Origin of the sequence: Pseudomonas sp. Pseusp16 (genome assembly GCF_047324915.1) — a bacterium.
Classification (GTDB): Bacteria; Pseudomonadota; Gammaproteobacteria; order Pseudomonadales; family Pseudomonadaceae; genus Aquipseudomonas; species Aquipseudomonas fluorescens_CD.
The window spans coordinates 4,816,343-4,840,418 of sequence record NZ_CP168522.1 but is presented as its reverse complement, the minus strand read 5'-3'; the positions used below and the strand labels follow the sequence as shown (position 1 = coordinate 4,840,418).

General features: G+C 60.3%; 24 protein-coding genes and 1 tRNA gene. 13 read left to right on the top strand and 12 right to left on the bottom strand.

Features of this window, described 5'->3' with window-relative positions:
* Window position 1 precedes the first annotated feature (1 nt).
* Window positions 2–442, top strand: a complete 441-nt coding sequence (lysM, locus tag ACEN8Q_RS21950) for a peptidoglycan-binding protein LysM (RefSeq protein ID WP_413425008.1) — start codon at window positions 2–4, stop codon at window positions 440–442.
* 130 nt (window positions 443–572) lie between these two features.
* Here the strand turns inward: lysM and yrfG are convergent, their stop codons facing one another.
* Window positions 573–1,235, bottom strand: a complete 663-nt coding sequence (gene yrfG, locus ACEN8Q_RS21945) for a GMP/IMP nucleotidase (protein ID WP_413425006.1) — start codon at window positions 1,233–1,235, stop codon at window positions 573–575.
* Between the two features lie 88 nt (window positions 1,236–1,323).
* On the opposite strand from yrfG, the gene nudE reads away from it, so the two are divergent.
* Entirely contained in the window at window positions 1,324–1,890 is a 567-nt protein-coding gene (nudE, locus tag ACEN8Q_RS21940) for an ADP compounds hydrolase NudE (RefSeq protein WP_008019034.1), read from the top strand.
* On the top strand, window positions 1,887–2,714 hold the full coding sequence (gene cysQ, locus ACEN8Q_RS21935) for a 3'(2'),5'-bisphosphate nucleotidase CysQ (protein ID WP_413425004.1): 828 nt from the start codon (window positions 1,887–1,889) through the stop codon (window positions 2,712–2,714). Before nudE ends, cysQ begins: the two co-directional genes overlap by 4 nt.
* A gap of 86 nt (window positions 2,715–2,800) precedes the next feature.
* Here the strand turns inward: cysQ and ACEN8Q_RS21930 are convergent, their stop codons facing one another.
* From ACEN8Q_RS21930 to rfbC, 4 genes are all read right to left on the bottom strand, one after another.
* Entirely contained in the window at window positions 2,801–3,256 is a 456-nt protein-coding gene (locus ACEN8Q_RS21930; RefSeq protein ID WP_008003181.1) for a YiiD C-terminal domain-containing protein, read from the bottom strand.
* Between the two features lie 40 nt (window positions 3,257–3,296).
* Window positions 3,297–4,691, bottom strand: a complete 1,395-nt coding sequence (locus tag ACEN8Q_RS21925; protein ID WP_413703734.1) for a sigma-54-dependent transcriptional regulator — start codon at window positions 4,689–4,691, stop codon at window positions 3,297–3,299.
* Window positions 4,688–6,496: a sensor histidine kinase gene (locus tag ACEN8Q_RS21920; RefSeq protein ID WP_413425000.1), complete on the bottom strand. Its 1,809-nt coding sequence runs from the start codon at window positions 6,494–6,496 to the stop codon at window positions 4,688–4,690. Before ACEN8Q_RS21920 ends, ACEN8Q_RS21925 begins: the two co-directional genes overlap by 4 nt.
* 93 nt (window positions 6,497–6,589) lie before the next feature.
* Window positions 6,590–7,135, bottom strand: a complete 546-nt coding sequence (rfbC, locus tag ACEN8Q_RS21915) for a dTDP-4-dehydrorhamnose 3,5-epimerase (protein ID WP_413424998.1) — start codon at window positions 7,133–7,135, stop codon at window positions 6,590–6,592.
* A 191-nt stretch (window positions 7,136–7,326) separates the two neighbouring features.
* Here rfbC and ACEN8Q_RS21910 point away from each other — a divergent pair, with 191 nt between their 5' ends.
* The 8 genes from ACEN8Q_RS21910 to ACEN8Q_RS21875 all read left to right on the top strand — a co-directional run bounded on the left by ACEN8Q_RS21910 (window position 7,327) and on the right by ACEN8Q_RS21875 (window position 16,527).
* A complete protein-coding gene (locus ACEN8Q_RS21910; RefSeq protein WP_413703733.1) occupies window positions 7,327–10,239 on the top strand; it encodes an aminotransferase in 2,913 nt (970 codons plus the stop codon).
* A 294-nt stretch (window positions 10,240–10,533) separates the two neighbouring features.
* Window positions 10,534–11,640, top strand: a complete 1,107-nt coding sequence (aguA, locus tag ACEN8Q_RS21905; protein WP_413423471.1) for an agmatine deiminase — start codon at window positions 10,534–10,536, stop codon at window positions 11,638–11,640.
* A gap of 244 nt (window positions 11,641–11,884) precedes the next feature.
* Window positions 11,885–12,097: a hypothetical protein gene (locus ACEN8Q_RS21900; protein ID WP_057399224.1), complete on the top strand. Its 213-nt coding sequence runs from the start codon at window positions 11,885–11,887 to the stop codon at window positions 12,095–12,097.
* 229 nt (window positions 12,098–12,326) lie between these two features.
* Window positions 12,327–12,998, top strand: a complete 672-nt coding sequence (locus ACEN8Q_RS21895; protein WP_413423469.1) for a DsbA family protein — start codon at window positions 12,327–12,329, stop codon at window positions 12,996–12,998.
* Window positions 12,999–13,258: 260 nt separating this feature from the next.
* Window positions 13,259–14,545: an OprD family porin gene (locus tag ACEN8Q_RS21890; RefSeq protein ID WP_413423467.1), complete on the top strand. Its 1,287-nt coding sequence runs from the start codon at window positions 13,259–13,261 to the stop codon at window positions 14,543–14,545.
* Window positions 14,546–14,897: 352 nt separating this feature from the next.
* The gene (locus tag ACEN8Q_RS21885; RefSeq protein WP_111286693.1) at window positions 14,898–15,119 is read left to right on the top strand and encodes a tautomerase family protein; all 222 of its coding nucleotides are present in this window, start codon (window positions 14,898–14,900) and stop codon (window positions 15,117–15,119) included.
* Window positions 15,116–15,772, top strand: a complete 657-nt coding sequence (locus ACEN8Q_RS21880; RefSeq protein WP_413423461.1) for a DsbA family oxidoreductase — start codon at window positions 15,116–15,118, stop codon at window positions 15,770–15,772. Before ACEN8Q_RS21885 ends, ACEN8Q_RS21880 begins: the two co-directional genes overlap by 4 nt.
* Window positions 15,773–15,816: 44 nt before the next feature.
* On the top strand, window positions 15,817–16,527 hold the full coding sequence (locus ACEN8Q_RS21875) for an SDR family NAD(P)-dependent oxidoreductase (RefSeq protein WP_057712436.1): 711 nt from the start codon (window positions 15,817–15,819) through the stop codon (window positions 16,525–16,527).
* Window positions 16,528–16,591: 64 nt separating this feature from the next.
* Here ACEN8Q_RS21875 and ACEN8Q_RS21870 read toward each other — a convergent pair.
* From ACEN8Q_RS21870 to ACEN8Q_RS21840, 7 genes are all read right to left on the bottom strand, one after another.
* Window positions 16,592–16,667, bottom strand: a tRNA-Thr gene (locus tag ACEN8Q_RS21870).
* 78 nt (window positions 16,668–16,745) lie between these two features.
* Window positions 16,746–17,570, bottom strand: coding sequence for an FkbM family methyltransferase (locus ACEN8Q_RS21865; RefSeq protein ID WP_413703732.1), 825 nt, complete (start codon window positions 17,568–17,570; stop codon window positions 16,746–16,748).
* A gap of 343 nt (window positions 17,571–17,913) precedes the next feature.
* Window positions 17,914–19,143 (bottom strand): methyltransferase, encoded by a 1,230-nt coding sequence (locus ACEN8Q_RS21860; RefSeq protein WP_413703731.1) that lies wholly within the window; start codon window positions 19,141–19,143, stop codon window positions 17,914–17,916.
* Window positions 19,124–19,813: an ABC transporter permease gene (locus ACEN8Q_RS21855; RefSeq protein WP_413423442.1), complete on the bottom strand. Its 690-nt coding sequence runs from the start codon at window positions 19,811–19,813 to the stop codon at window positions 19,124–19,126. The genes ACEN8Q_RS21860 and ACEN8Q_RS21855 overlap by 20 nt, the downstream gene beginning before the upstream one ends.
* Window positions 19,810–20,505, bottom strand: coding sequence for an ABC transporter permease (locus tag ACEN8Q_RS21850; protein ID WP_085717865.1), 696 nt, complete (start codon window positions 20,503–20,505; stop codon window positions 19,810–19,812). The genes ACEN8Q_RS21855 and ACEN8Q_RS21850 overlap by 4 nt, the downstream gene beginning before the upstream one ends.
* 78 nt (window positions 20,506–20,583) lie before the next feature.
* Window positions 20,584–21,330, bottom strand: a complete 747-nt coding sequence (locus ACEN8Q_RS21845) for an ABC transporter substrate-binding protein (RefSeq protein WP_111286715.1) — start codon at window positions 21,328–21,330, stop codon at window positions 20,584–20,586.
* A 13-nt stretch (window positions 21,331–21,343) separates the two neighbouring features.
* The gene (locus tag ACEN8Q_RS21840) at window positions 21,344–22,117 is read right to left on the bottom strand and encodes an ABC transporter ATP-binding protein (RefSeq protein ID WP_007972784.1); all 774 of its coding nucleotides are present in this window, start codon (window positions 22,115–22,117) and stop codon (window positions 21,344–21,346) included.
* 115 nt (window positions 22,118–22,232) lie between these two features.
* Here ACEN8Q_RS21840 and ACEN8Q_RS21835 point away from each other — a divergent pair, with 115 nt between their 5' ends.
* Window positions 22,233–22,523: a hypothetical protein gene (locus tag ACEN8Q_RS21835; protein ID WP_413423439.1), complete on the top strand. Its 291-nt coding sequence runs from the start codon at window positions 22,233–22,235 to the stop codon at window positions 22,521–22,523.
* 157 nt (window positions 22,524–22,680) lie between these two features.
* On the top strand, window positions 22,681–24,072 hold the full coding sequence (gabP, locus tag ACEN8Q_RS21830) for a GABA permease (protein WP_413423437.1): 1,392 nt from the start codon (window positions 22,681–22,683) through the stop codon (window positions 24,070–24,072).
* Window positions 24,073–24,076 lie beyond the last annotated feature (4 nt).

The following is a 24,076-nucleotide window of genomic DNA, read 5'->3' as shown; positions in this document are numbered from 1 at the left end:
CATGAGTCTTTTGAGCTTTGTGAAGGAAGCAGGCGAAAAACTGCTGGATCTGCTGACGCCGGGCAATGCCAATGCCAGTGAGCAGTTGAAAGAACACATCAGCAAAGTCGGCCTGGGTAATCCGAATGTGCAGGCGACGGTCGATGGCGACAAGGTTACGGTGACTGGTGAAGTGGCGAGCCAGGAAGAAAAGGAAAAGATCCTGCTGGCGGTGGGCAATATCGCCGGGATTGGCAACGTGGATGATCAGATTACCGTGACCGGGCCGCTAGTGAAGGCCGCGGTATTCGTCACGGTGGTAAAGGGCGACACCCTCAGCGCGATTTCCAAGCGTGTGTATGGCGACGCGAACAAATACAACAAGATTTTCGAAGCCAACAAACCGATGCTGTCGCACCCGGACAAGATCTATCCGGGGCAGTCGTTGCGGATTCCCGAGTAGCCTGTGACACCGTGTGATGGCTTTCGCGAGCAAGCCCGCTCCCACATTTGATCTTCATCGCACACAATTTTTGTGTTCACTGGAGATCCAGTGTGGGAGCGGGCTTGCCCGCGAAGCAGGCGCCTCGGTATCAAAGTCCTGCAATCAAATCCCGATAATCCTCAACCGCTGCAAACTCCGCCGTATCCTTCGGCCCTTTGCGGCTGTCTGGTTCGCGCACCGCCAGCAAGTGCGCCACGCCAAAATCCCGTGCGCTGCGCAGGATCGGCAAGGTGTCGTCGATGAACAGGCTGCGCGCCGGATCGAAATCGATGTCAGCTTGCAGCGCATCCCAGAACTGCGGGTTTTCCTTGGGGAAGCCGTAGTCATGGGAACTGATCAAGCGCTCGAAGTAGGGCGCCAGTTCGACTTTTTCCAGCTTCAACGACAGCGCATCCCGATGGGCATTGGTGATCAGCACCACGCGCTTGCCGGCCCGTTTGATCGCCGCCAGAAAGGTGTCGGCATCCGGGCGCAGGGCGATCAGATGCGCGGTTTCCAGTTTCAGGTTGCGCACCGACAGCTTCAGTTCGGCGCTCCAGAAGTCCAGGCAGTACCACTGCAACTGGCCGGCATTGCGCTCGAACAACGGCTGCAATTCCATCTCGGCCATGGTCCGGCTGACCCCGTGCAGTTCGGCGTAACGCTGGGGCAGGTGCTCCATCCAGAAATGATTGTCGAAGTGCAGATCCAGCAGCGTGCCGTCCATGTCCAGCAGAACGGTATCGATGTCGGACCAGGGTAATGAAGGCATGGCAGCGTCTCGGGCAGTAGAAAGATTTCTGGCGTAAACAATTGGGAAAGCCGCGTTATAGTAGCGCGTTCACGCCAAGGAGCTTTGCATGCGCCAGAAACCCACCATACTCGCCCGCGAAATTGTCGCCACCAGTCGATTGTTCTGCGTGGAGGAGCTGAAGTTGCGCTTTGCCAATGGCGTGGAGCGCACCTATGAGCGCCTGGTTGGCAAAGGGGCCGGGTACGGCGCAGTGATGATCGTGGCGATGCTCGATGCCGAGCATGCGGTGCTGGTCGAGGAGTATTGCGGCGGCACGGATGAATACGAAATGTCATTGCCCAAGGGGTTGATCGAGCCGGGTGAAGACGTGTTGGCGGCAGCCGAGCGTGAACTCAAGGAAGAGGCCGGGTTCGGCGCGCGACAGCTGGAGCACCTGACCGAGTTGTCGCTGTCCCCCGGTTACATGAGCCAGAAGATTCAGGTGGTGCTGGCCACTGACCTCTACGAAGAGCGCCTGGAGGGCGACGAGCCCGAGCCGATGCGGGTGGACAAGGTCAATCTGCGTGAACTCTCGGCGCTGGCGCAAAATCCGCAATTTACCGAAGGCCGTGCCTTGGCGGCGCTGTATCTGGCCCGAGACCTGTTGACTCAGCGCGGAGCGTTCCAGCCATGAATTTTCCGCATCCGTTGATGGCACCGGTCATCGAGCTGGCCTTGCAGGCTGGTGAAGCGATCCTGCCGTTCTGGCGCACAGGTACGGCCGTTACGGCGAAGGCTGATGATTCGCCGGTGACCGCTGCTGACCTGGCCGCGCACCACCTGATTCTGGCCGGGCTGACGGCACTCGATCCAAGCATTCCGGTGCTCTCCGAAGAGGACGCCAACATTCCCCAAGGCGTTCGCGCTGGCTGGCAGCGCTGGTGGCTGGTCGATCCGCTGGATGGCACCAAGGAATTCATCAGCGGCAGCGAAGAGTTCACCGTCAACATCGCCCTGATCGAAAACGGTCGAGTGGTGTTCGGTGTCGTGTCGATGCCGACCAACGGCCGTTTCTATGTCGGCGGCGCCGGCCTCGGTGCCTGGCGCGGCGATAAAGGTGGTACGCCTGTGGCGATTCAGGTACGTGATGCGTTAGCGCCTGGCGAGTCGTTCACCGTGGTGGCCAGCCGTCGCCATTCGAGCCCGGAGCAGGAGCGTTTGCTGGCCGGGTTGAGCGCCAGCCTTGGCGAGCTGCAACTGACCAATATCGGCAGTTCGCTGAAGTTTTGCCTGCTGGCCGAAGGGGCGGCGGATTGTTATCCGCGCCTGGCACCGACCTCGCAGTGGGACACGGCGGCAGCGCAAGGCGTGCTGGAAGGCGCCGGCGGCGAGGTGCTGGAGTTGAACGGCGAGCCGTTCAGCTATCCGGCGCGGGAATCGCTGTTGAACCCATTCTTTCTGGCATTGCCGGCGAAGGCGGCGTGGCGGGAGAAGCTGCTGGCGCTCGCTACCCTGTAGGAGCTGGCTTGCCAGCGAAGCGGTGTGTCAGGCACACCGCGTTGCATCAATCGCCGACAAGCCGGCTCCTACAGAGGTAGTGGCGCTTAACGGTGCAACACATACTGCCCGACAAACCTCACCGCATCCTCATCACGGCCTTCATTGACGACCCGCGTATGCAGCGTCAACCGCGCTCGGCTGTAGCGCTGGAACGTGGTCAGGAATTTCTTCCAGATCACTGGGTCCGGCGCCTGGCAAATGGCGTTGGCATCGCCCGTTACCGGCAGCGGGTAACTGATCTGTCCTTCCTGAATCACGATGTGCCCGTCGGTAATGCCTTCTTCCTTGAGGCGCAAATGCAGCCAGCCCCAGCCGGCCAGGACCGCGCCGCAATACAGGCTGCCGCCGAACATGGTGCTCTTGTGGTTGACGTTGGCTTCCAGCGGCAAGTGCAGGCGCAGTTGCTGGTCATGCCAGTCGAGCACTTTGAGGCCCATGTCCCGGGTGAGGGGAATGTCGTGATGGAGGACTGATTCCAGTTGGCGACTGTCGCGGCTCATTCAGGGGCCTCTTGCTTGAAGTGGATGATTGGACGCTAGCTCAGTCGAGGTCGTCAGGGTGGGCCGAGGCGCCACTGTCCGAGAAGCTCAAACCGTGTTTGCGCAGTTTGTCGTGCAGGGTCTTGCGCGGAACGCCGAGGGCTTCGGCGACGCTGCGCACGGAGCTGTGCGGGCGTGCCAGTTCGGCGGCAATGAGGGTTTTTTCGAAGTTCTCCACTTGCTCGCTCAAACCGCCGCTGACGACTTCGACCCTGTTGCCAGCGCTGCCATCCGGCGTGCTGTTGTCGAGGGCCAGTTCCAGCCCGAGGGCAAAACGTTCGGCCGCATTTTGCAGCTCGCGCACGTTGCCGGGCCAGGTATGGCGCAGCAGCAAGGCTCGTTGCCCCGGTTGCAGTTCATGGGGCGGCAAGCCGTGGCGGGTACTGGCTTCATCGGCAAAATGCTGGAACAGCATCAGGGCATCTTCGCCCCGTTCGCGCAGCGGTGGAATCCGCAATGGCGCGACGTTCAGGCGGTAATACAAGTCGGCACGGAAACGTCCTTGATCCGCCGCCTGGCGCAGGTCTTCCTTGGTGGCGGCGATGATGCGGATGTCCAGCGGGATCAGTTGATTGCCGCCCAGGCGCTCGACCACCCGCTCTTGCAGCAAGCGCAGCAATTTGACCTGCACATCCAGGCTCATGCTTTCGATTTCATCGAGGAACAATGTGCCGCCGTTGGCGAATTCGAACTTGCCGATGCGGCGTTTCTGCGCACCGGTGAAGGCGCCGGGCTCGTGGCCGAACAGCTCGCTTTCGACCACTGATTCGGCCAGGGCACCGGCGTTGATCGCCACGAACGGTCCGTTGCGACGGTTCGATAAGTCGTGCAGCGCCCGGGCCACGACTTCTTTGCCAGCGCCGGTTTCGCCGAGGATCAGCACATCGGCCCTGGTCGCGGCCAGGGCGCCGATCTGCTCGCGCAGGCGCAGCATCGAAGGGGAGTGGCCAACCAGGCGGGCGCTTAGCTCATTGCGGTCGCTCAAGGCCAGCCGCAGGCTGCGGTTATCCAGCACCAGCCGGCGCAGGGCCAACGCGCGGCGCACGCTGTCGAGCAGGGCGTCGCTGGCGAAGGGTTTTTCCAGAAAGTCATAGGCTCCGGCGCGCATGGCCTGCACGGCTAGTGGCACATCGCCGTGGCCGGTGATCAACAGCACCGGCAGTTCAGGGTCCTGGGCATGCAGTTCGGTCAGCAGCTCCAGACCGTCCATGCCGGGCATGCGGATGTCACTGACCACCACGCCCGGCCAGTCGCGCTCCAGTTGCGCGGCCAGACCCTTGGCTTCGGCCAGCGGCAGGATTTTCAGGCCGGCCAGATCCAGCGTTTGGCTCAAGGCCTGACGCAAGTGGGGATCGTCGTCGATCAACACGACCTGAATGCGGTTGTCGATGCTCATGCACTTCGGTCCTCGGACGGTTGCAGGCTCACGCCCGGTGCGCCTGCGCGCAGTTTCAGGGTAATCAGGGCGCCGCCCTCCTTGTGATTGGCGAACGACAGTTCACCACCGAAGGCACGCATCAGGGTTTCGCAAATCGCCAGCCCCAGACCCAGGCCCTGGGTGCGGGTCTTGGTGGTGTAGAACGGCTCGCTGGCGCGCCCAAGGGCTTCCATGCAAAAGCCGGGGCCGTTGTCGCGAATGTACAGGTTGACGCCATCGGCCGTGGATTGGGCACTCAACCAGAGTTTACGTGGCGGGCCTTTTTCCGTCAGGGCATCCAGGGCGTTGGCCAGCAGATTACCGAGTACCTGGCGCAGGCGGGTTTCCCCGGCCTCGACCCACAGGGTGGCGGCGGGCAAGTCGCGGATCAGTTCGACCTCCATGCTGCGTCGGCGCTTGGCCAGCAAGGCCAGGGCATCATCCAGCGCCGGTTGCAGGGCGACGCTTTCCGGGGCGTGGCGGTCGCGACGGGCGAAGGCGCGCAGGTGGGCAATGATCGAGGCCATGCGCCCGGTCAATTCGCTGATCAGCTTGAGGTTGCCGCGGGCATCGTCGGTGCGCTGGTGATCGAGCAATACTTCGGCGTTTTCCGCGTAGCTGCGAATCGCTGCCAGCGGCTGATTGAGTTCGTGGCTGATGCTCGCCGACATGGTGCCCAGTGCCGACAATTTGCCGGCCTGCACCAGGTCATCCTGGGCGCGTACCAGCTCCTGCTGGGCCTGTTCGCGCTCCAGTACTTCCTGTTTCAGGCGCCGGTTCAGGCCTTCGAGATCGCTGGTGCGCTCGGCGACCCGACCCTCGAGTTCGCGGCGGGCCTTGGCTTCGAAGGCAATGCGTTCGAGATAATGGCGACGGCGCTGCATCATCAGGCCGAGCAACAGCATCAATACCAGCAGTGTTGCACCGCCGATGGCCACCACCGTGCGCACCGGGCGGTCGATCAGGGTACGCGGGGCGAGGATGCTGACATTCCAGCCGGTTTCGGCGATCTGCTGGGTCTGGGTCAACCAGGCATTGGGATTGAGCTTCAGCGGTTTTGGATCGCGGGTTGGGTAGGGTTGAATCGCGGTGATGGCTTTGCTTTCTTCCTCGTTCAACGGGCGGGTCGAGCGGAATCGCCACTCCGGACGCGAGGTGAGAATGACCACGCCGTTGTGGTCGGTCAGCAGCAGTTGTTCCGGGGTTTTGCCCCAGAGGCTCTCGGTGTGGTCAAGGTCGACCTTGACCACCAGCACGCCAACGATTTTTTCGCCATCGCGCACGCCGGCGGCGAAGAAATAACCGCGCTTGGCGGAGGTCGTGCCCAGGCCGAAAAAGCGCCCGAGCTTCCCGGCCATGGCTTCGCTGAAATACGGCCGGAAGGAAAAATTGCGCCCGACAAAACTGTCGTGTTTGTCCCAGTTGGAGGCGGCCAGGGTCTTGCCGGTGGCGTCCATCAGGTACATGACTTCGGCGCCGGTCTGGGTCGCAATGTCTTTCAGCAGGCGGTTGGCATTGCCTTGGGTGACGCCATCGTCCGGCGCACCGAGAACGGCGCGCAGGGCCGGTAGGTCGCCGAGGATCTGCGGCAACACTTCATAGCGGTGCAGGGTACCCAGCAGGTTGGCGACGTAGAGGTCGAGGGTCTGACGATTCTGGCTGGCCAGCTCGCTGCGGTAATAACGCTCGGCCAGATGCTCCAGCGGCCACAGCAACGGAGCCAGGCACAGTGCCAGCAGGGCCAGGCTGCGCCAACGGGGTCTGGAGGGGAGAGTCGGTTTCATGAGCAGCATGCGCCTGTGGGTACAGGCGCATTATGCCTAGGCTTGCGCACCTTGGGTCAGGTGCATCTTGATCGGGGAGCTTCAGCCGGCCTTTCAGGCAAAGACGTCGGCGTCCTTGAACAATACGCCGGCCTGATCTTTCGCCGACAGCTGCGGCGTGCCCTCCAGTTGCCAGTCGATGGCCAGGTCCGGGTCGTCCCAGCGAATGCTGCGCTCGGCGGATGGCGTGTAGTAGTCGGTGGTTTTGTAAAGGAACTCGGCAAATTCGCTCAATACCACGAACCCGTGGGCGAAACCTTCCGGGACCCAGAGCTGACGATGATTGTCGGAGGACAGTCGCACGGCGACCCATTTGCCGAAGTGCGCGGAGCTGCGACGGATGTCCACGGCTACATCCAGCACTTCACCTGCCGTAACGCGAACCAGTTTCCCCTGGGTATTTTCCAGTTGGTAATGCAGGCCGCGCAGCACGCCCTTCTGCGATCGGGAGTGATTGTCTTGAACGAATTCAGTGTCCAGTCCGGTGGCCTCCTTGAAGGCCCGGGCGTTGAAACTCTCGTAGAAGAAACCACGTTCGTCACCAAAGACCTTGGGTTCGAGGATCAGAACACCGGGCAGGTCGGTGGTCACTACATTCATGGTGGTTCTCCAGCAGTGTGCGTTTGATGGCCGCCATTCTTGCGCAAAGCGCCGACGGGGGCGAGTGTTCAAGTAAAAATCTGCCGGCCTGTTCCAGCCCCTGTAAACGACGAGTACCGGCCCCGGGGGGGTTGCGTATCGCCCTGAGCAGTGGCGATATAGGCGCCTAATAAAATTTCAGGGGTCGTTGTATGTCGCTCGCCACGTTGATTCATCGCGCCAGTTTGCCCAGCCCGCTGGTGTCTGCGGAGCAAGCGCTAGAGCTGCTGGAAGAACACTACGGGCTCAGCGGCAGGTTGCAGGCCCTTGGCAGCCAGCAAGACCTGAACTACCGCGTCGACAGCGAGCGGGGACGTTTCGTCCTGAAAATCTGCCGTGGCGACTACTCGGTACTTGAGCTTCAGGCACAGCATGCCGGCCTCAAGCACTTGGGCGAGCATCCCGATGTCCACGTGCCGCGAGTCATCGCGGCGAAAAACGGTGCAGACCTGCTGTCTCTGGACGTTGGCGACCAGGCAGTGCACGTTCGCCTGCTCGATTACATCGAAGGCCAGCCGCTGACGAGCCTCAGCCATTTCAACCCGACGGTGGTGTCCGGCTTCGGTCGCCTGTGCGGTGAAATGGACCTGGCCCTGGCGGACTTCGACCATCCGGGTCTGGTGCGAACCCTGCAGTGGGACGCCCGCCATGCTCACGCCTTGATCGCGCATTTGCTGCCGGTGATCAAGGATGAAGACCAGCGCAAACTGATCGTCGAAGCGTCCGGGCAAGCCGAGCGGCATTTGCAGCCACTGGAGGACAAACTGCCGGTGCAGGCCATTCACATGGACATCACCGACGACAACGTGGTGTGGCAGCGCGATGCGCAACGCCACTGGCAGCTGCAAGGCGTGATCGATTTCGGCGACCTGGTGCGCACCTGGCGCATAACCGATCTGTCGGTGACCTGCGCCGCGCTGCTGCATCATGGCGAGGGCGATCCGTTCTGCATCTTGCCAGCGGTACAGGCGTATCACGCGGTCAATCCGTTACAACACGAAGAGCTGCTGGCGCTGTGGCCGCTGATTGTTGCTCGCGCGGCGGTGCTGGTGCTCAGTGGCGAACAGCAGGTCAGCATCGATCCGGGCAATGCCTACAGCCGCGATAACCTGGTCCATGAATGGGAAATCTTCCGTGTGGCCACGTCGGTGCCGCTGGCATTGATGGAAGCGGCGATCCTCACGGCCGTCGGCCAGAATCTTCCGGCCATCGGCAGTGAAGGCTTTGCGCCGCTGTTGCCGAGCCTGGTGGGGCGTGAGTTCGCCTTGATCGACCTGGGCGTGCTCAGCCCGCATTTCGAGGCCGGGAACTGGGAGCAGGAGGGCGTCGACCAGCGCCTGCTGGATGAAGCGGCCGAGGCACATGGCTTGGCGGCCAGTCGCTACGGACAATACCGCTTGTCCCGCACCCGCCCGGACAGCGCCACTGAGCCTGATACTTGCCCGTTGCATGTCGAGTTGCGTGTGCCTCAGGGCACAGCAGTCGAAGCGCCGTTTGCCGCGGTGGTGCATCACCCATCCGCCGGCGTGCTGCAACTGGACGGCCCGCATTTGAGTGTACGGCTTTGGGGCGTCACGCCTTCGCTGCACAGCGGCGCGGCACTGGTCAAAGGCCAGGTGCTGGGTTCGGTCAGCGGGCCGTTGATCGTGCAGTTGTGCCGTGGCGGGTCGATCGGTGCGCCGTTGTTCTGCACGCCATCGCGCGCCGCCGCCTGGCAGGCGCTGTGCCCATCACCTGCCGCGCTGTTGGGGCTGGCTTGTGACGCCGAAGCAGAGCTCGACGGAGCGACCTTGCTGGCCCGCCGCAACGCCAGTTTCGCCCGTACGCAAAAGCATTATTACGTCGACCCGCCGCGCATCGAGCGTGGCTGGCGCAACCATTTGATCGACATGCAGGGGCGCTCCTACCTCGACATGCTCAACAACGTTGCGGTCTTGGGCCACGGTCACCCGCGCATGGCGGCAGTTGCCAGTCGCCAGTGGTCATTGCTCAACACCAACTCGCGCTTCAACTACGCGGCCGTGGCCGAGTTTTCCGAACGTTTGCTGAAACTGTCCCCTGACGGCATGGACCGTGTGTTCTTGGTCAACAGCGGTAGCGAGGCCAACGACCTGGCGATTCGCCTGGCGTGGGCCTACAGCGGCGGCCGTGACATGCTCAGCGTGCTGGAGGCGTATCACGGCTGGACGGTGGGTGCCGACTCGGTGTCGACCTCGATCGCCGACAACCCCAAGGCCTTGAGCAGCCGCCCGGACTGGGTGCACCCGGTGACCGCGCCAAACACCTATCGCGGTGAGTTCCGCGGGCCGGACAGCGCGCCGGATTATGTACGAAGCGTCGAACACAACCTGGCGAAAATCGCCGGGCAGAAACGCCAGCTGGCCGGTTTCATCTGCGAACCGGTGTACGGCAATGCCGGCGGTATTTCGCTGCCAGCGGGCTATTTGCAGCAGGTCTATGCAATGGTTCGGGCCCAGGGCGGCGTGTGCATCGCCGACGAAGTGCAGGTCGGCTACGGGCGCATGGGCGATTTCTTCTGGGGCTTCCAAGAGCAGGGCGTGGTGCCGGACATCATCACCATGGCCAAGGGCATGGGTAACGGCCAGCCGCTGGGCGCGGTCATTACCCGCCGGGAAATCGCCGAGGCGCTGGAGGCCGAGGGTTACTTCTTCTCGTCCGCCGGGGGCAGCCCGGTCAGTTGCCAGGTCGGCATGGCCGTGCTGGATGTGATGGAAGAGGAAAAACTCTGGGAGAACGCCCAGGTCGTTGGCGGGCACTTCAAGAAGCGCCTCGAAGCGTTGATCGATATTCATCCGTTAGTGGGCGCGGTGCATGGTTCTGGTTTCTACCTGGGTGTCGAACTGATCCGCAACCGCGAAACCCTGGAGCCGGCCACCGAAGAAACCACCGCACTGTGCGATCGCTTGCGTGAGCTGGGGATCTTCATGCAGCCGACCGGCGATTACCTGAACATCCTCAAGATCAAGCCACCGATGGTCACTTCGCGCCAGAGCGTGGATTTCTTCGTGGACATGCTGTCGAAGGTGCTGGCGGAAGGTCTGTAAACCGATCCACCAAATGAATGCGGGCCTATGTGGGAGCGGGCTTGCTCGCGAAAGCGGACTGTCAGTCGACATCTCGTTCGACTGACACGGCCCTTTCGCGAGCAAGCCCGCTCCCACATGAAAGGTGGTGTTAGTTCGATTGATATCGGCTTTTTATCGATCATTTTTGTAACCGTGGATTGATGGTGCTTTAAAAGCCGATATTTATCGGATATAAAGTCACCATAGCCCACGGCGTTTACACATACGCTTCCCTTTCTGTCAGGTATCAATGCCACTCCGGAGTCCTGAGCCATGACCACGTTGAACAGCACCCCTCGCGCCGACGGCTTCTACATGCCGGCCGAATGGGCACCCCAAACCCAGACCTGGATGATCTGGCCCGAGCGCCCGGACAACTGGCGCCTGGGTGGCAAACCGGCACAAGCCGCGCACGTGGCAGTGGCCAAAGCCATCGCCCGTTTCGAACCGGTGACCGTGGCGGTTTCCGCCGGCCAGTACGAAAACGCCCGTGCCCGCCTGGACGTGCCGAATATTCGTGTGGTGGAAATGTCCAGCGACGACGCCTGGGTTCGCGACTCCGGTCCGACTTTCGTCATCAACAACAGTGGCGAAGTCCGTGGCGTGAACTGGGACTTCAATGCCTGGGGCGGTTTTGACGGCGGCCTGTATTCGCCGTGGAACCGTGATTCGCAAGTCGGCGGCAAGATCCTCGAGATCGAGCGCAGCCCGCGCTACCGCACCGAAGGCTTCGTGCTCGAGGGCGGCTCGATTCACGTCGATGGCGAAGGCACGCTGATCACCACCGAAGAATGCCTGCTCAACCGCAATCGCAACCCGCACATGAATCGCGCGGAAATCGAAGCGCTCCTGAGTGCGAACCTGGCTGTGGATAAAATCATTTGGCTGCCGGATGGCTTGTTCAACGACGAAACCGATGGCCATGTGGATAACTTCTGCTGCTATGTGCGCCCGGGCGAAGTATTGCTGGCCTGGACCGATGATCCACAGGACCCGAACTATCCGCGCTGCCAGGCGGCGATGAAAGTGCTGCAAGGCAGCACCGACGCCAAGGGCCGCCCATTCATGGTGCACAAGATGCCGATTCCGGGTCCGCTGTTTGCGACCGAGGAAGAATGTGCCGGTGTCGATCCGGTCGATGGAACCCAGGAACGTAACCCGACTGTTCGTCTGGCCGGTTCCTACGTGAACTTCCTGATCGTCAACGGCGGCATCATCGCGCCGAGCTTTGACGACCCGCAGGATGGCCCGGCCAAGGAAATCCTGCAGAACCTGTTCCCGCAGCATGAAGTGGTCATGGTGCCTGGCCGCGAACTGTTACTGGGGGGCGGCAATATTCACTGCCTTACCCAGCAACAACCCGCGCCGCACAAGGAGTGAGTGAGGTTGTAACAGCTTGAGTTGATTGCGAAATCCCTCAGGCTGTCGATCAGCCCGCTGCATGGCACAGAGCCCGCAGCCCATCAGGGTTGCGGGCTTTTTTGTATCCGCTTGCCCACACTTCAGAAACCTTGGCACAGCTCTTGTATCTCTACTGTTGTAACTCGGGGAGGGGGAGGACTTCGATGTTCTGTCATAAACCTTGGATAAGTTAGCCGCTCACAAACCGGGAGAGAGCGCGGAAATGAACGCCGAAGTGAATGTAGTGAGCGAAAAGGCGTTGCATCCCCTGGCAGTAAACAGCGAATCGCTCCAGATTCTGGCGCACTGGTTCAAGTCCAATGGAACGCGTCAGATCAGCGAAACTGATCCGCGCCGGACGATGATCGAGCGTTACCCCGCTGGTTTATTCAGCGAAGCGGAACTGGATGCGTTGTGGGATGTAATGGAAGGATAAGAAGAACAACAACGGATTGATCAAAAAAAAGCGCTGCCGGGATGGCAGCGTTTTTTTTTGCTTACGGATTTTTTCAGTCACCACTGAACATTGTGGGAGCAATGGTCTTAACCCTGCCATTCGACCGATTCAAGCAACAGACTGAAAGCCAATCCGGCGTTTTTCCGGGGCCGTTGCGGCACTAATCTGCCGACATCGAATTTTCCTGAATTTCTGTCGGAGCTTTTCCATGATCCTGCATTACATCTACGACCCATTGTGCGGTTGGTGCTATGGCGCCAAACCGCTGGTGCAGGCCGCCCAGGCCGTGCTGCCCGTGATTGCCCACGGCGGCGGCATGATGACGGGTGCCAATCGGCAAAAGGTATCGCCACAGCTGCGCAGTTACGTCATGCCCCATGACCGGCGCATTGCCGAATACAGCGGGCAGCCGTTCGGTGAGGCCTATTTCGAAGGATTGCTGCGTGATCACACCGCCGTGTTCGACTCGGCTCCACCCATCGCTGCGGTGCTGGCTGCCGAGCAAATGGAAAGTCGCGGGCTGGAGTTGTTGGGGCGTTTGCAAAGTGCTCATTACGTGGAAGGGCGCCGCATCGCCGACGAATCGGTATTGTTTGAACTGGCCCACGGCATGGGGCTGGACCGTCAAGCCTTCGAAGGAGCCTTCAGGGCGGCCGACACCGAAGGCCATATCAGCAACAGCCGGGCTTTCCTGGCCAAGGTTGGAGGGCAGGGTTTTCCGACCCTGGTGCTTGAGGACAATGACCAATTCACCCTGATCGATATCGGGCCATGGCTGGGCAAACCCCAGGCATTTGCGCAGTGGTTGAGTCAGTCGCTGCCCGATCAGGGAGCATCCACTCCCGTAGCAGTCTGTGGCCTCGAAGGTTGCATCGATTGAATGTTCCTGCCACGTAAAGCCGTTTCTTAGACGTTTTTTGCCTATTTGTAGAAGATTCACGAAATTGACACATCATTGAGGGCGCAGCTACGATTCGGCCCAACGCCTGTGGCCGACCGCCACGACTCAAAAACAATAAAAGGCCCGCCGCGAGCAATCGTGGGCGGGCCTTTTTGTTTTTGCATTGAAACAAGAGCGCGATAGCGCCATTTCGGCCGTTCGACACAGCGCGTATCAACCGAATCAAGGAAAAAAACAAAATGTTGAACAAGCGAATCAGCCTGATCGCACTGGGGATGTTGAGCGCTACACAGGCCATGGCGAACGACCAGGCCGAATCCAAGGGTTTTGTTGAAGACAGCAGCCTCAAAGTGCTGCTGCGCAATGCCTACATCAATCGTGACTTCAAAGACGGCAACCCGGATAAATCCGAGTGGGGCCAGGCGGCCATCGGCACGTTCTCGTCCGGCTTCACCCAAGGCACCGTGGGTGTGGGTGTGGACGCTTTCGGGCTGTACGCTCTGAACCTGGAACGCAGCGAAGACCGTAGCGGCGCGCAAGGCATCGACTTTTTCAAAAAGGGCGACAGCGGCCAGCCGGCTGACGACCTGTCCAAGGGCGGCGCAGCGATCAAGTTCCGCCTGTCCAGCACCACCCTGACCTACGGCGACCAGATGCCGGCCCTGCCGGTACTGAACTACGACAACTCGCGCCTGCTGCCGGAAAGCTACACCGGTACCTTGATCACCTCCAAAGAGATCAAAGGCCTGCAACTGGACGCCGGGCGTTTCACCGCCGAATCGCGCAAAAGTGCCGAAGGTCGTGACAGCGGTGGCTTGAAGTCGATCAACGTATTGGGCGGTAGCTACCAGTTCACCGAACAATTCAAGGCTGCGCTGTACGCTTCCGACGTCGAAGACGTGCTGAAGAAACAATACGTGAACGCCAACTACGTGTTCCCGATCGACAAGGATCAGTCCCTGACCCTGGACTTCAACGGCTACCGCACCAAGCTGGAAGATTCCTACGTTCGCGACAACGGTATCACCGGCGACGACAACAAGATCTGGAGCCTGGCCGCCACCTACATCACCGGCCCGCACTCGTTCACCCTCGCGCACCAGCGCAGTACCGGCGACAGCAACCTGGGCTATGCCTATGGCGGCTACCAGAAAGATCAAGGCCGCATCGGCGACGGTGGCAACACCATCTACCTGGCGAACTCCTACTGGTCCGACTTCAACGCCGAAGACGAACGCAGCTGGCAAGTCGGCTACGGCCTGGACTTCAGCACCTTCGGTGTACCGGGCCTGACCTACAACGTGGCCTACGTGCGCGGTGACAACATCACCACCTCCACCAGCGAAGGCGGCACCGAGCGCGAGATCTTCAACCAGTTCAAATACGTCGTACAAAGCGGCCCGGCCAAAGACCTCAGCGTGAAACTGCGCAGCTCGGTCCTGCGCGTATCGCAGAAGTCGAGCGAGTACAACGTCAGCGGCAACGAAGTGCGTGTGTTCGTGGACTACCCGATCAACATCTTCTGATGATCGGTTGCGGTATCGAGGTCTGATCAAAGGCTGAGAAAGAAGAAGCCCCGACTGTTAAGGATTCTGTAGGAGCGAGCTTGCTCGCGATGGACTCAAGAGCGCTGCGTTTAGTCAGTAATCACGCGGCATCGTTAACGAACATCGCGAGCAAGCTCGCTCCTACAACGGATCATTCTCGCTTAACCGAACAGCATTACGCCCGGGCCGGGGCTTTTTTCACAGCGTAATCATTACACCACGTAACGAATGAAGTTCCCGCTCCCACCTTTATCCCTTCCAGCAAACTCCATAAATTGAGCTCCAACGCCTCTCCCATCATCCCGACGGGAAGGTCACTGGAGTTTCCCTCATGCCTTTCGTAAGCGTACGCATCACCCGCGATGGCGTTACCACTGAGCAGAAAGCTCAGGTGATTGCCGAGATCACTGAAACACTGGAACGCGTCCTCAACAAACGCCCTGACCTGACCCACATCGTGATCGAGGAAGTCGACACCGATAACTGGGGTTACGCCGGAATCACCACCACCCAGTACCGCAAGCAACTGGCCGAGGCGGAGGGGAAATCATGACGTCGTCCGTCACCATCGATTTCATCTCCGATGTGGTGTGCCCCTGGTGCGCACTGGGGGCGACGGCGCTGGAGCAAGCGATCGAGAACGTGGCCGGGGACATCTCGGTCGAGCTGACCTACAAGCCGTTCGAGTTGAACCCGGATATGCCGGCCGAAGGTGAACAAGCGGTCGAGCACTTGATGCGCAAGTACGGAAGAACGGCCGCCGACGTCGCCGCCGGCAAGGCCATGCAGATCGCTCGCGGCGAGGCCATCGGCTTCAAATTCGATCTGGAGAAACGCACGCATTTCTACAACACCTTCGATGCACACCGTTTGTTGCTGTGGGCGTTGCAGGAAGGGCGGCAAGTCGAGTTGAAGAGGGTGCTGCTGCAGGCCTACTTCAGCGAAGGCCAGAACCCGAGTGATCAGTCGACGCTGGTGCGTCTGGCGATTGAAGCGGGGCTGGATGGGGCAAGTGCACAAGAGGTGCTGGCGTCCGGCGCGTTCGCAGAAGAGGTGCGAGAACTTGAAGAGTACTACCGGCAGCGCGGCATCAATTCGGTCCCGGCCATGGTGCTGAACGGTCGCCACCTGGTGTCCGGTTCGCAATCGGTCGAGTACTACGAACAGATGTTGCGACAAATGGCCAAGGCACCGGCCGAAGCCTGATTACAGATTTTCTACCCCACTTTTAATTTTCAGAGGTCTTCATCATGAGCATTTCGAAAAAAGTCATTGTAATCACCGGCGCATCCCAGGGTCTTGGCGACGGTATGGTCAAAGCCTTTCGTGAACTCGGCTACCGCATCGTCGCCACTTCGCGCTCGATCAAACCGTCCACCGATCCGGACATTCTCACCGTGGCCGGCGACATCGGCGAACCGGAAACCGCCCAGCGCGTCATCCGTGAAGCGATTTCCCGTTTCGGTCGCATCGATACCCTGGTCAACAACGCCGGGATCTTCATCGCCAAGCCGTTCACTGCGTACACCGCGGAAGACTACGCCAATGTGCTGTCGGTGAACGTCAATGGCTTCTTCTACATCACTCAACTCGCCATCGCCGAGATGGAAAAACAGGGCAGCGGCCACGTCGTCAACATCACCACCAGCCTGGTGGACCACGCCATCGACGGCGTGCCATCGGTATTGGCTTCGCTGACCAAGGGCGGGCTCAACGCGGCAACCAAATCCCTGGCCATCGAATACGCCAAGCGCGGGATCCGGGTGAACGCGGTCAGCCCAGGCATCATCAAGACCCCGATGCACGGCGAAGAAACCCACGCAGCGCTGGGCAACCTGCACCCGGTCGGGCACATGGGCGAGATCGATGATATTGCGCAAGCGGTCGTGTATCTGGACGGCGCCAAGTTCGTCACTGGCGAAATCCTGCACGTGGACGGTGGTCAGAGCGCGGGGCACTAAAAGCGTTTTGCCAAACCCCGGAAACAACAAAGCCCCTGCATTTCTGCAGGGGCTTTGTTTTGTATGGTGCCGGCACCAGGAATCGAACCCGGGACCTACTGATTACAAGTCAGTTGCTCTACCATCTGAGCTATACCGGCGTGTCAGGGCGACGATTATAGCGATTGGTTGGCTTCTGTAAACCCCTGAATTTTGACTATTTTTGCGCGGGCTTCAGGTCAGGCGCGCAGCAGGGTTTTCTTGAGTTTCTGAATGGCTCGCCAGGCTCGACTGTTTTGCATTGCGCGCAGCTGTGCTTCGGCCTGTTCGGCGCGTTGCAGGGCGGCGGCGAGTTGCTGTTCGGCGTCGCCGACGGGGTGGCTGAAGTTGTGGCCTTTGCAGAACTGGAACTCGTCCAGGTTGCATGGCGGGATGTCGAAGGCGGGTTTGAGGTTCAGGTGTTCTTCGGCGAGGTAGTAGGTGTTGATGCCGTCGAACAGGATGGGCTGGTAGCCGGCGCCGGTGACGAGGGTTTCCCAGGTCTGGTCGCGCTCCCATGGGGTCTCGATGAGGATCACCCATGGCCGCCACCGGGTGAAGTCCATGCCGCGCAGGACGGTCTCTTCGTGGCCTTCGACGTCGATCTTCAGGAAGTGAATGTCACGGCCCCGGGCGTGTTCTTCGCAGATGGAGGTCAGGGTGCGGGATTGGACGGTCTGGCTGCGCACGTCCATGCCGGCGTCTTTGTGCATTTGCGCCATGGCCGGGTCGGCGGTCGAGAGGCCGGTGCCGGCGATGCCGTAGAAGGTCAGGCTGTCGGCGCTTTCGCCGGCCACACATTGCAGGTTGGTGTCTTTGGGGCGTTGCTGGCACAGGGCTTGGTAGTAGTTGGGCATCGGTTCGACGTTGATGCCGGTCCAGCCATGGTCATAGAACGCCTTGGTGACCGAGTCATGGGTGGGGTCGTTTGCCCCGACGTCGATGTAGAAGCCGTTCTCGACGGTTTTGAGGGCGCGCCACAGGCGTATGTCTTCGAAGTTCTGTGCGTAGGAAATGAACGTCACTGGCGCATCCTGTCGGAAGAATGTTCTTGTTCGTGGCCGCGCTGCTGGCGCCCTTGCGTGTGTGTATAACAAGAGTCATGAGAGGGTGCAAATCCCCCTGTCCGAGGTCCGGGATTAGGCGTTTATGTCGTTTTCATTAAATGCTTATGCACAATGCCATTGGAAGTGCACTGGGTTTAGGCCGAATTTGTGGAGTTGTTCTCATTTGTCCGCAAATGCCTGTTTTTTCGATTTTTTATCCGTGTGTACAAAAAATGAACAGTATTGTTTTTGCCCTGAAACTGGCATGAATCTTGGATCCACGATAATTCCATCAACAGAGTTATCCACAGGCTGGGCGTGTTTAAGCGCGTTCGGCCAGGAGCAGAAAATTGCGCGGCGTGAGCGGGGTTTTGCAGAAGGTGCCGACGCGGACGCTGTAGCCCTGTTCGGCGAGGAAAAGTGCCCGGTCAAGGACCAGCCAAAGCTCCAGCGGACGTCGGAAAAGTCCGCGTAATAGCTCAAGGTTGCGCACCTCGGCCAGTCGCTGCCAACCGGCAGCTTCGAGGGCTGGCCAATCTTGCGGGCCGATTGTGGATAACTCTTTGAGTGCGGCCAGATGATGGCAGTAATCGGCGAAGGGTGTATCCAGCCAGGCACTGGGCAGGGAAGGGGTTGGCAAATACTCGTCAATGCCGCGCAGTTGCCGTTGCAGCAAGTCGAAGCCCAGGCGCCGGGCCATGGAGGTGTCGCGTTGACGTCGCACGCGGGCACCGGCGGTAACGGTTTCGCTCATGGGCAACGCGAGGTCGTCGAGGGAAAGCTGTAAGCCGGAGCCTTGGGCGGCCGAGGAAATCGGCGAGTATTCGGCAAGACTGATCCGGTTGTAGCAGCACGGGGCTATGGCGAGTTGTTTGCAGCCTTTCGCGCTGGCGAGTTGAATCAGCCGCACATGCAAATCACCGCAGGCGTGAAGCGCGACGGGCGTGTGATACGCACTCAGTAAAGAGGCTGCATTTGCCGCGAGCACATCCTGTTCAATATGTAGCGCGTGCAGATGATGGCGCTGGCTGAGTGCCTGGCCGCTGGTTACCAGGGCCGGGTCGTATTCCAGACATGTCAGTTGCTGCCCCGGTTGCAGCAGGCGGCGCCCCAGGTGTCCCTTGCCCGAGCACCAGTCCAGCCAATGCTGCGGTGCCTCGGAAAACTGCAACCGGCTGGCGAATGCTTCGATCTGTTGCCATTTGCGCCCTGGCACATCGACGTTCAATCGATGGCCTGCCGCTTCGAGCGTGCGTGCAGGCAATTCATCCACGGCACTCAAAGCAACGGACTTCGTTGCCAGCGATGCAAAGGGTTCGGGTGCGTGCAGTAGAGCCGGCTGGTTGTGAGCGTTTTCGGCGTCTTCCAGCGTTCGCCCGCGTAGCCATGCGGCCAGCTCCGGGTAGGACGCTTCCCAAGGTAGTTGCAGATAAGTGAACGGGCGAGGTTTCCACAACGCCTGATGCTCTGTGAGAAAAGCATCCAGCGCAGTGAAGCGGGCGAGTAGCGCCTCGCCCGTCAACACGCAGCTATCAACGCCCTTGGCAGGCATCGACGCGCAACCAGCGCTCCAGCAACTTGAAGCCACGCACCAGCACATAGGCCATCAGCAGGTAGAACATGCCCGCGGCGAAGAAGATCTCCACCGGCAGGTAGGTCCGGGCAATGATGGTGCGGGCCATGCCGGTCAGTTCCAGCAAGGTCACGGTGCTGGCCAGGGCACTGGCCTTGAGCATCAGGATCACTTCGTTGCTGTAGGCCGGCAGGCCGATGCGCGCGGCGCGCGGCAGCATGATGTAGAACAGCGCTTTGGGTTTGGACATGCCCAGCGCCCGTGCCGCTTCGATCTCGCCCGGTGGAATCGCCTGAATGGCGCCGCGCAGGATTTCCGCAATGTAGGCGGCGGTGTGCAGGGTCATGGTCGCCGTGGCGCACCAGAACGGATCGCGCAGGTACGGCCACATCGAGCTGTTACGGATCACGTCGAACTGCGCCAGGCCGTAGTAGACCAGGAACAGTTGAACCAGCAGCGGCGTGCCGCGGAAAAAGAAGATGTAGCCGTAGGGAAATGCCCGCACCCACCACAGCCGCGACGAACGGGCAATGCCCAGCGGAATGGCCAGCAGCAATCCGGCAATCACGGCGATGGCCACCAGTTCCAGGGTCAGCGTTGCGCCCTGGGCCAGCTTCGGCAGCCACTTGATGATGACTTCCCAGTTCATTGGGCGCTCCTCGCGAAGCCGCGAGCGGCGCGTTTTTCCATGAAGTGCATACCGGTCATGGCCAGAATCGTCAGGCCCAGGTACATGAACGCGGCCACCATATAGAAGGTGAACGGTTGTTTGGAGACGGTCACGCCGATTTGCGCGTGACGCATGATTTCTTCCAGGCCGATCACCGACACCAGCGCCGTGTCTTTCATCAGGATCATGAACAGGTTGCCCAGGCCGGGCAGGGCGATGCGCCACATCTGCGGCATGATCAGCCGGGTGAAGATGCGCAATTTCGACAGGCCCAACGCCACGCCTGCTTCACGGTGACCCTTGGGAATGGCGAGGATCGCGCCACGAAACACTTCCGTGGCGTAGGCGCCAAAGCACAGGCCCAGTGCAATCACGCCGGCGGCAAAGGCATTGAGTTCAAGGTCGGGGTTGCCGAAGAACTCGCCCAGGGCACGCATCAGGTTGACCGTGCCGAAGTAGATCAACAGCACCCAGAGCAATTCCGGGATGCCGCGAACCAGGGTCGAATAGGTGCCGCCAAGCCATTGCAGTGGCTTGTACGGGGAAGTCTTGGCCAAGGCGCCGAGCAGACCGAGCACCAGCCCCAGGCATAGGGCCGAGAGCGCCAGTTTCACAGTCATCAGCGCGCCAGCGGCGAGCGCCGGGCCGAATCCGTAGAGGTCGATAATCATGGATTTCTTTTCAAATCGCGGCAGGCAAGGCCGGGGACCGGCGCCGTCACAAGGCGGCGTCGGTCCGGCAGGTCAGAATCAATAGATGCTGAACGGGAAGTACTTGTCGTTGATTTTCTTGTAGGTGCCATCAGCGACGATTTCTTTCAGCGCGGCGTTCAGCTTCTCGCGGATCGGGTCCTTCTTGCGCACGGCAATACCGATCTTGTCGCTTTCTTCCACCGGATCGCCCTTGAACTCGTAGCCACGGCCAGCGTCGCTTTTCAGCCACTCGTAGTTGACGTACTTGTCAGCCAGGATGCCGTCCAGACGACCCGAAGTCAGGTCGAGGTAAGCGTTTTCCTGGGTGTCATAGAGTTTGGTTTCAACGCCCGGCATGTTGTCTTCGAGCCAGGTGCCGGCCAGGGTCGCGCGCTGGGCGCCGATCACTTTGCCCTTGAGCGCATCCTTGTCGGTCTTGAAGTCGACGTCTTTCTTGGCGATGAACTGCAGCTTGTTGGAGTAGTACGGGTCGGTGAAGTCCACCGCTTGCTTGCGCTCGTCGGTGATCGACATCGAGGAGATCAGGAAGTCGAACTTCTTGGCGTTCAGGGCCGGGATGATGCCGTCCCAGTCGGAGGTGACCACGGTGCACTCGACTTTCATCTTGGCGCACAGGGCGTCGCCGATCTCTTTGTCGAAGCCGACGACATTGCCACTGGCATCTTTATTGTTGAACGGCGGGTAAGCCGCTTCGATGCCCATCTTCAGGGTTTCGGCCATGGCACCGGCGCTGAACGCCAGGGTGACGGCGGCAGCCAGGAAGACCTTTTTGTACATCTGCATGTGGGTAGCTCCGTTAGCGGTTGCTGGACATGAATTGTTTGCAGCGTGCCGAAAGCGGGTTTTCAAACACCTGCTGTGGCGATCCTTGCTCTTCTACCAGGCCCTGGTGGAGGAACACCACTTCGCTGGAGACCTGGCGGGCGAAGCCCATCTCGTGGGTCACCAGCAGCATGGTGCGGCCTTCTTCGGCCAGTGCGCGGATGACATTAAGTACTTCCTGGACCATTTCCGGGTCAAGCGCGGAGGTCGGCTCATCGAACAGGATGACTTTGGGCTGCATGGCCAGGGTGCGGGCAATCGCCGCCCGTTGTTGCTGGCCACCGGACAGTTGCGCGGGGTAGGCATGGCGCTTGTCGGCGATGCCGACCTTGGCCAGCAGGGCTTCGGCAACCTCAATGGCTTCGGCCTTGCTCTGGCCGAGCACGCGGCGCGGGGCTTCGATGATGTTGTCGAGCACGCTCATGTGCGGCCACAGGTTAAAGTTTTGAAACACAAAACCGATTTCGCTGCGCAGGCGATTGATCTGCTTGCCGTCGGCGGCCACCAGTTCACCGTTCTTCGCGGCCTTGAGCTTGAGTTCTTCGCCGGCGACCAGGATCTGGCCCTGGTGCGGGTTTTCCAGCAGGTTGATGCAACGCAGGAACGTGGACTTGCCGGAGCCGGAAGAACCCAGGATCGAGATCACGTCGCCGTCGCGGGCGGTCAGCGAGATGCCCTTGAGCACCTCCAGCGAACCGTAGCGTTTGTGCAAGTTGCGGATTTCAAGCGCGGGCGTGGCCTCAGCCATGTGCGTTCCTCATATATGTTGCGCTCCTGCTGTTGGCGGCCTTACTGGCGAGGCGGCCAACCTAGCATAGCGTTTCAATGGCAGCCAACAGCGCTACGGACGGTAAACGGCTGGCGTGTGGCAGGTTGTCGCATCGGCGCAGCAGACTGTCGCCCCATCAACAACCGAACAGCCGTTTGAACCTTGCCTGTCGATAAAAAGCGCGGTGGCTGTCGCAAAAAAGGGCGCGATGTTGCCAGCTTTGGCGGGGGGTTGGAAGCGCTATCCGGCCGAACGTGGCAGATCCGCACTTTTATCGTGCGTCGTGTCGTTTTTAGATGTGTTTCCGGTGCGCAATTTCGTTCAAAAAGTGGGTCGCAGGGTAACGTTCTGGCAAAGTGCCATTGATTTCAAGGGCTTGCGATGACTGTCCGGTCGAGTCGAAATCGCCGGGGTAGACGCTTTTGAAACATTTTGGCGCAATTATTGCGTGCAGATTCCGGAACACCCCGTTGGTTTCTTTTTACAAGAAGGACATCCAAACGGGATGCACGCATTCGCTTTTCCTTACAAAGGTAGTTTCAATGAGCAGTACCCAAAGCTCTAACGGCCTCGAACAGGGGCTCAAACCGCGTCATGTGACCATGCTGTCGATTGCCGGGGTTATCGGTGCCGGCCTGTTCGTCGGCTCGGGTCACGCCATCGCGGCCGCAGGCCCGGCCGTGCTGTTGGCCTACGCTGCCGCCGGCATGCTGGTGGTGTTGGTGATGCGCATGCTCGGTGAAATGGCGATTGCATCGCCGGACACCGGCTCGTTCTCGACTTATGCCGATCGCGCGATCGGTCACTGGGCCGGTTTCACCATCGGCTGGCTCTACTGGTGGTTCTGGGTCCTGGTGATCCCGTTGGAAGCCAACGCCGCCGCGACCATCCTGCACGCCTGGTTCCCTGGTGTGGACATCTGGGCCTTCGCCCTGGTCATCACCATGCTGTTGACCGTGACCAACCTGTTCAGCGTGAAGAACTACGGTGAATTCGAGTTCTGGTTTGCCCTGATCAAAGTGTTGGCGATCATCGGTTTCATTGTTGTGGGCCTCATGGCGATCTTCGGCTTCCTGCCGGGTAGCCAGGTCAGCGGCGTTTCCCACCTGTTCGACACCCAGGGCTTCCTGCCAAACGGTATGGGCGCGGTGTTGGGTGCCATCCTGACCACCATGTTCTCCTTCATGGGCACCGAAATCGTGACCATCGCGGCCGCGGAATCGAAGAACCCTGGCAAGCAAATCTCCAAGGCCACCAACTCGGTGATCTGGCGGATCGGCCTGTTCTACCTCGTATCGATCTTCATCGTCGTAGCCCTGGTGCCTTGGAACGACCCGGTACTGGCAAGCCTGGGTTCCTACCAGACTGTGCTTGAACGCATGGGCATCCCTAACGCCAAGATGATCGTCGACATCGTGGTACTGGTCGCTGTGACCAGCTGCCTGAACTCGGCGCTCTACACCTCGTCGCGGATGCTGTTCTCCCTGGGCAAGCGCGGCGATGCGCCGGCCATGTCCACCCGCACCAACAAAAGCGGCACGCCATACTGGGCGGTGATGTTGTCCACTGGCGCAGCGTTCCTGGCGACCTTCGCCAACTACGTGGCCCCGGCGGCGGTGTTCGAGTTCCTGCTGGCCAGCTCCGGCGCCATCGCGCTGCTGGTGTACCTGGTGATCGCGATTTCGCAACTGCGCATGCGCAAACAGCGTATGGCTCGTGGTGAGAAAATCGTCTTCAGCATGTGGCTGTTCCCGGGCCTGACCTACGCGGTGATCGCATTCATCGTTGGTGCCCTGACCATCATGCTGTTCCAGGAAGCCCATCGTGTGGAAATCCTCGCGACCGGTTTGCTCAGCGTGTTGGTGGTGGCAGCTGGCTTGATCGTGGCTCGCCGTCGCAAGCTGGAAAAAAGTGGCGCGGTGGTGTTGAACTGATTCA

Bases quoted from the DNA above. Each gene is read 5' to 3' on its own strand.
- lysM (WP_413425008.1), top strand. From the start codon at position 2: ATGAGTCTTTTGAGCTTTGTGAAGGAAGCAGGCGAAAAACTGCTGGAT.
- yrfG (WP_413425006.1), bottom strand. From the start codon at position 1,235: ATGCCTTCATTACCCTGGTCCGACATCGATACCGTTCTGCTGGACATG.
- nudE (WP_008019034.1), top strand. From the start codon at position 1,324: ATGCGCCAGAAACCCACCATACTCGCCCGCGAAATTGTCGCCACCAGT.
- cysQ (WP_413425004.1), top strand. From the start codon at position 1,887: ATGAATTTTCCGCATCCGTTGATGGCACCGGTCATCGAGCTGGCCTTG.
- ACEN8Q_RS21930 (WP_008003181.1), bottom strand. From the start codon at position 3,256: ATGAGCCGCGACAGTCGCCAACTGGAATCAGTCCTCCATCACGACATT.
- ACEN8Q_RS21925 (WP_413703734.1), bottom strand. From the start codon at position 4,691: ATGAGCATCGACAACCGCATTCAGGTCGTGTTGATCGACGACGATCCC.
- ACEN8Q_RS21920 (WP_413425000.1), bottom strand. From the start codon at position 6,496: ATGAAACCGACTCTCCCCTCCAGACCCCGTTGGCGCAGCCTGGCCCTG.
- rfbC (WP_413424998.1), bottom strand. From the start codon at position 7,135: ATGAATGTAGTGACCACCGACCTGCCCGGTGTTCTGATCCTCGAACCC.
- ACEN8Q_RS21910 (WP_413703733.1), top strand. From the start codon at position 7,327: ATGTCGCTCGCCACGTTGATTCATCGCGCCAGTTTGCCCAGCCCGCTG.
- aguA (WP_413423471.1), top strand. From the start codon at position 10,534: ATGACCACGTTGAACAGCACCCCTCGCGCCGACGGCTTCTACATGCCG.
- ACEN8Q_RS21900 (WP_057399224.1), top strand. From the start codon at position 11,885: ATGAACGCCGAAGTGAATGTAGTGAGCGAAAAGGCGTTGCATCCCCTG.
- ACEN8Q_RS21895 (WP_413423469.1), top strand. From the start codon at position 12,327: ATGATCCTGCATTACATCTACGACCCATTGTGCGGTTGGTGCTATGGC.
- ACEN8Q_RS21890 (WP_413423467.1), top strand. From the start codon at position 13,259: ATGTTGAACAAGCGAATCAGCCTGATCGCACTGGGGATGTTGAGCGCT.
- ACEN8Q_RS21885 (WP_111286693.1), top strand. From the start codon at position 14,898: ATGCCTTTCGTAAGCGTACGCATCACCCGCGATGGCGTTACCACTGAG.
- ACEN8Q_RS21880 (WP_413423461.1), top strand. From the start codon at position 15,116: ATGACGTCGTCCGTCACCATCGATTTCATCTCCGATGTGGTGTGCCCC.
- ACEN8Q_RS21875 (WP_057712436.1), top strand. From the start codon at position 15,817: ATGAGCATTTCGAAAAAAGTCATTGTAATCACCGGCGCATCCCAGGGT.
- ACEN8Q_RS21860 (WP_413703731.1), bottom strand. From the start codon at position 19,143: ATGCCTGCCAAGGGCGTTGATAGCTGCGTGTTGACGGGCGAGGCGCTA.
- ACEN8Q_RS21855 (WP_413423442.1), bottom strand. From the start codon at position 19,813: ATGAACTGGGAAGTCATCATCAAGTGGCTGCCGAAGCTGGCCCAGGGC.
- ACEN8Q_RS21850 (WP_085717865.1), bottom strand. From the start codon at position 20,505: ATGATTATCGACCTCTACGGATTCGGCCCGGCGCTCGCCGCTGGCGCG.
- ACEN8Q_RS21845 (WP_111286715.1), bottom strand. From the start codon at position 21,330: ATGCAGATGTACAAAAAGGTCTTCCTGGCTGCCGCCGTCACCCTGGCG.
- ACEN8Q_RS21840 (WP_007972784.1), bottom strand. From the start codon at position 22,117: ATGGCTGAGGCCACGCCCGCGCTTGAAATCCGCAACTTGCACAAACGC.
- gabP (WP_413423437.1), top strand. From the start codon at position 22,681: ATGAGCAGTACCCAAAGCTCTAACGGCCTCGAACAGGGGCTCAAACCG.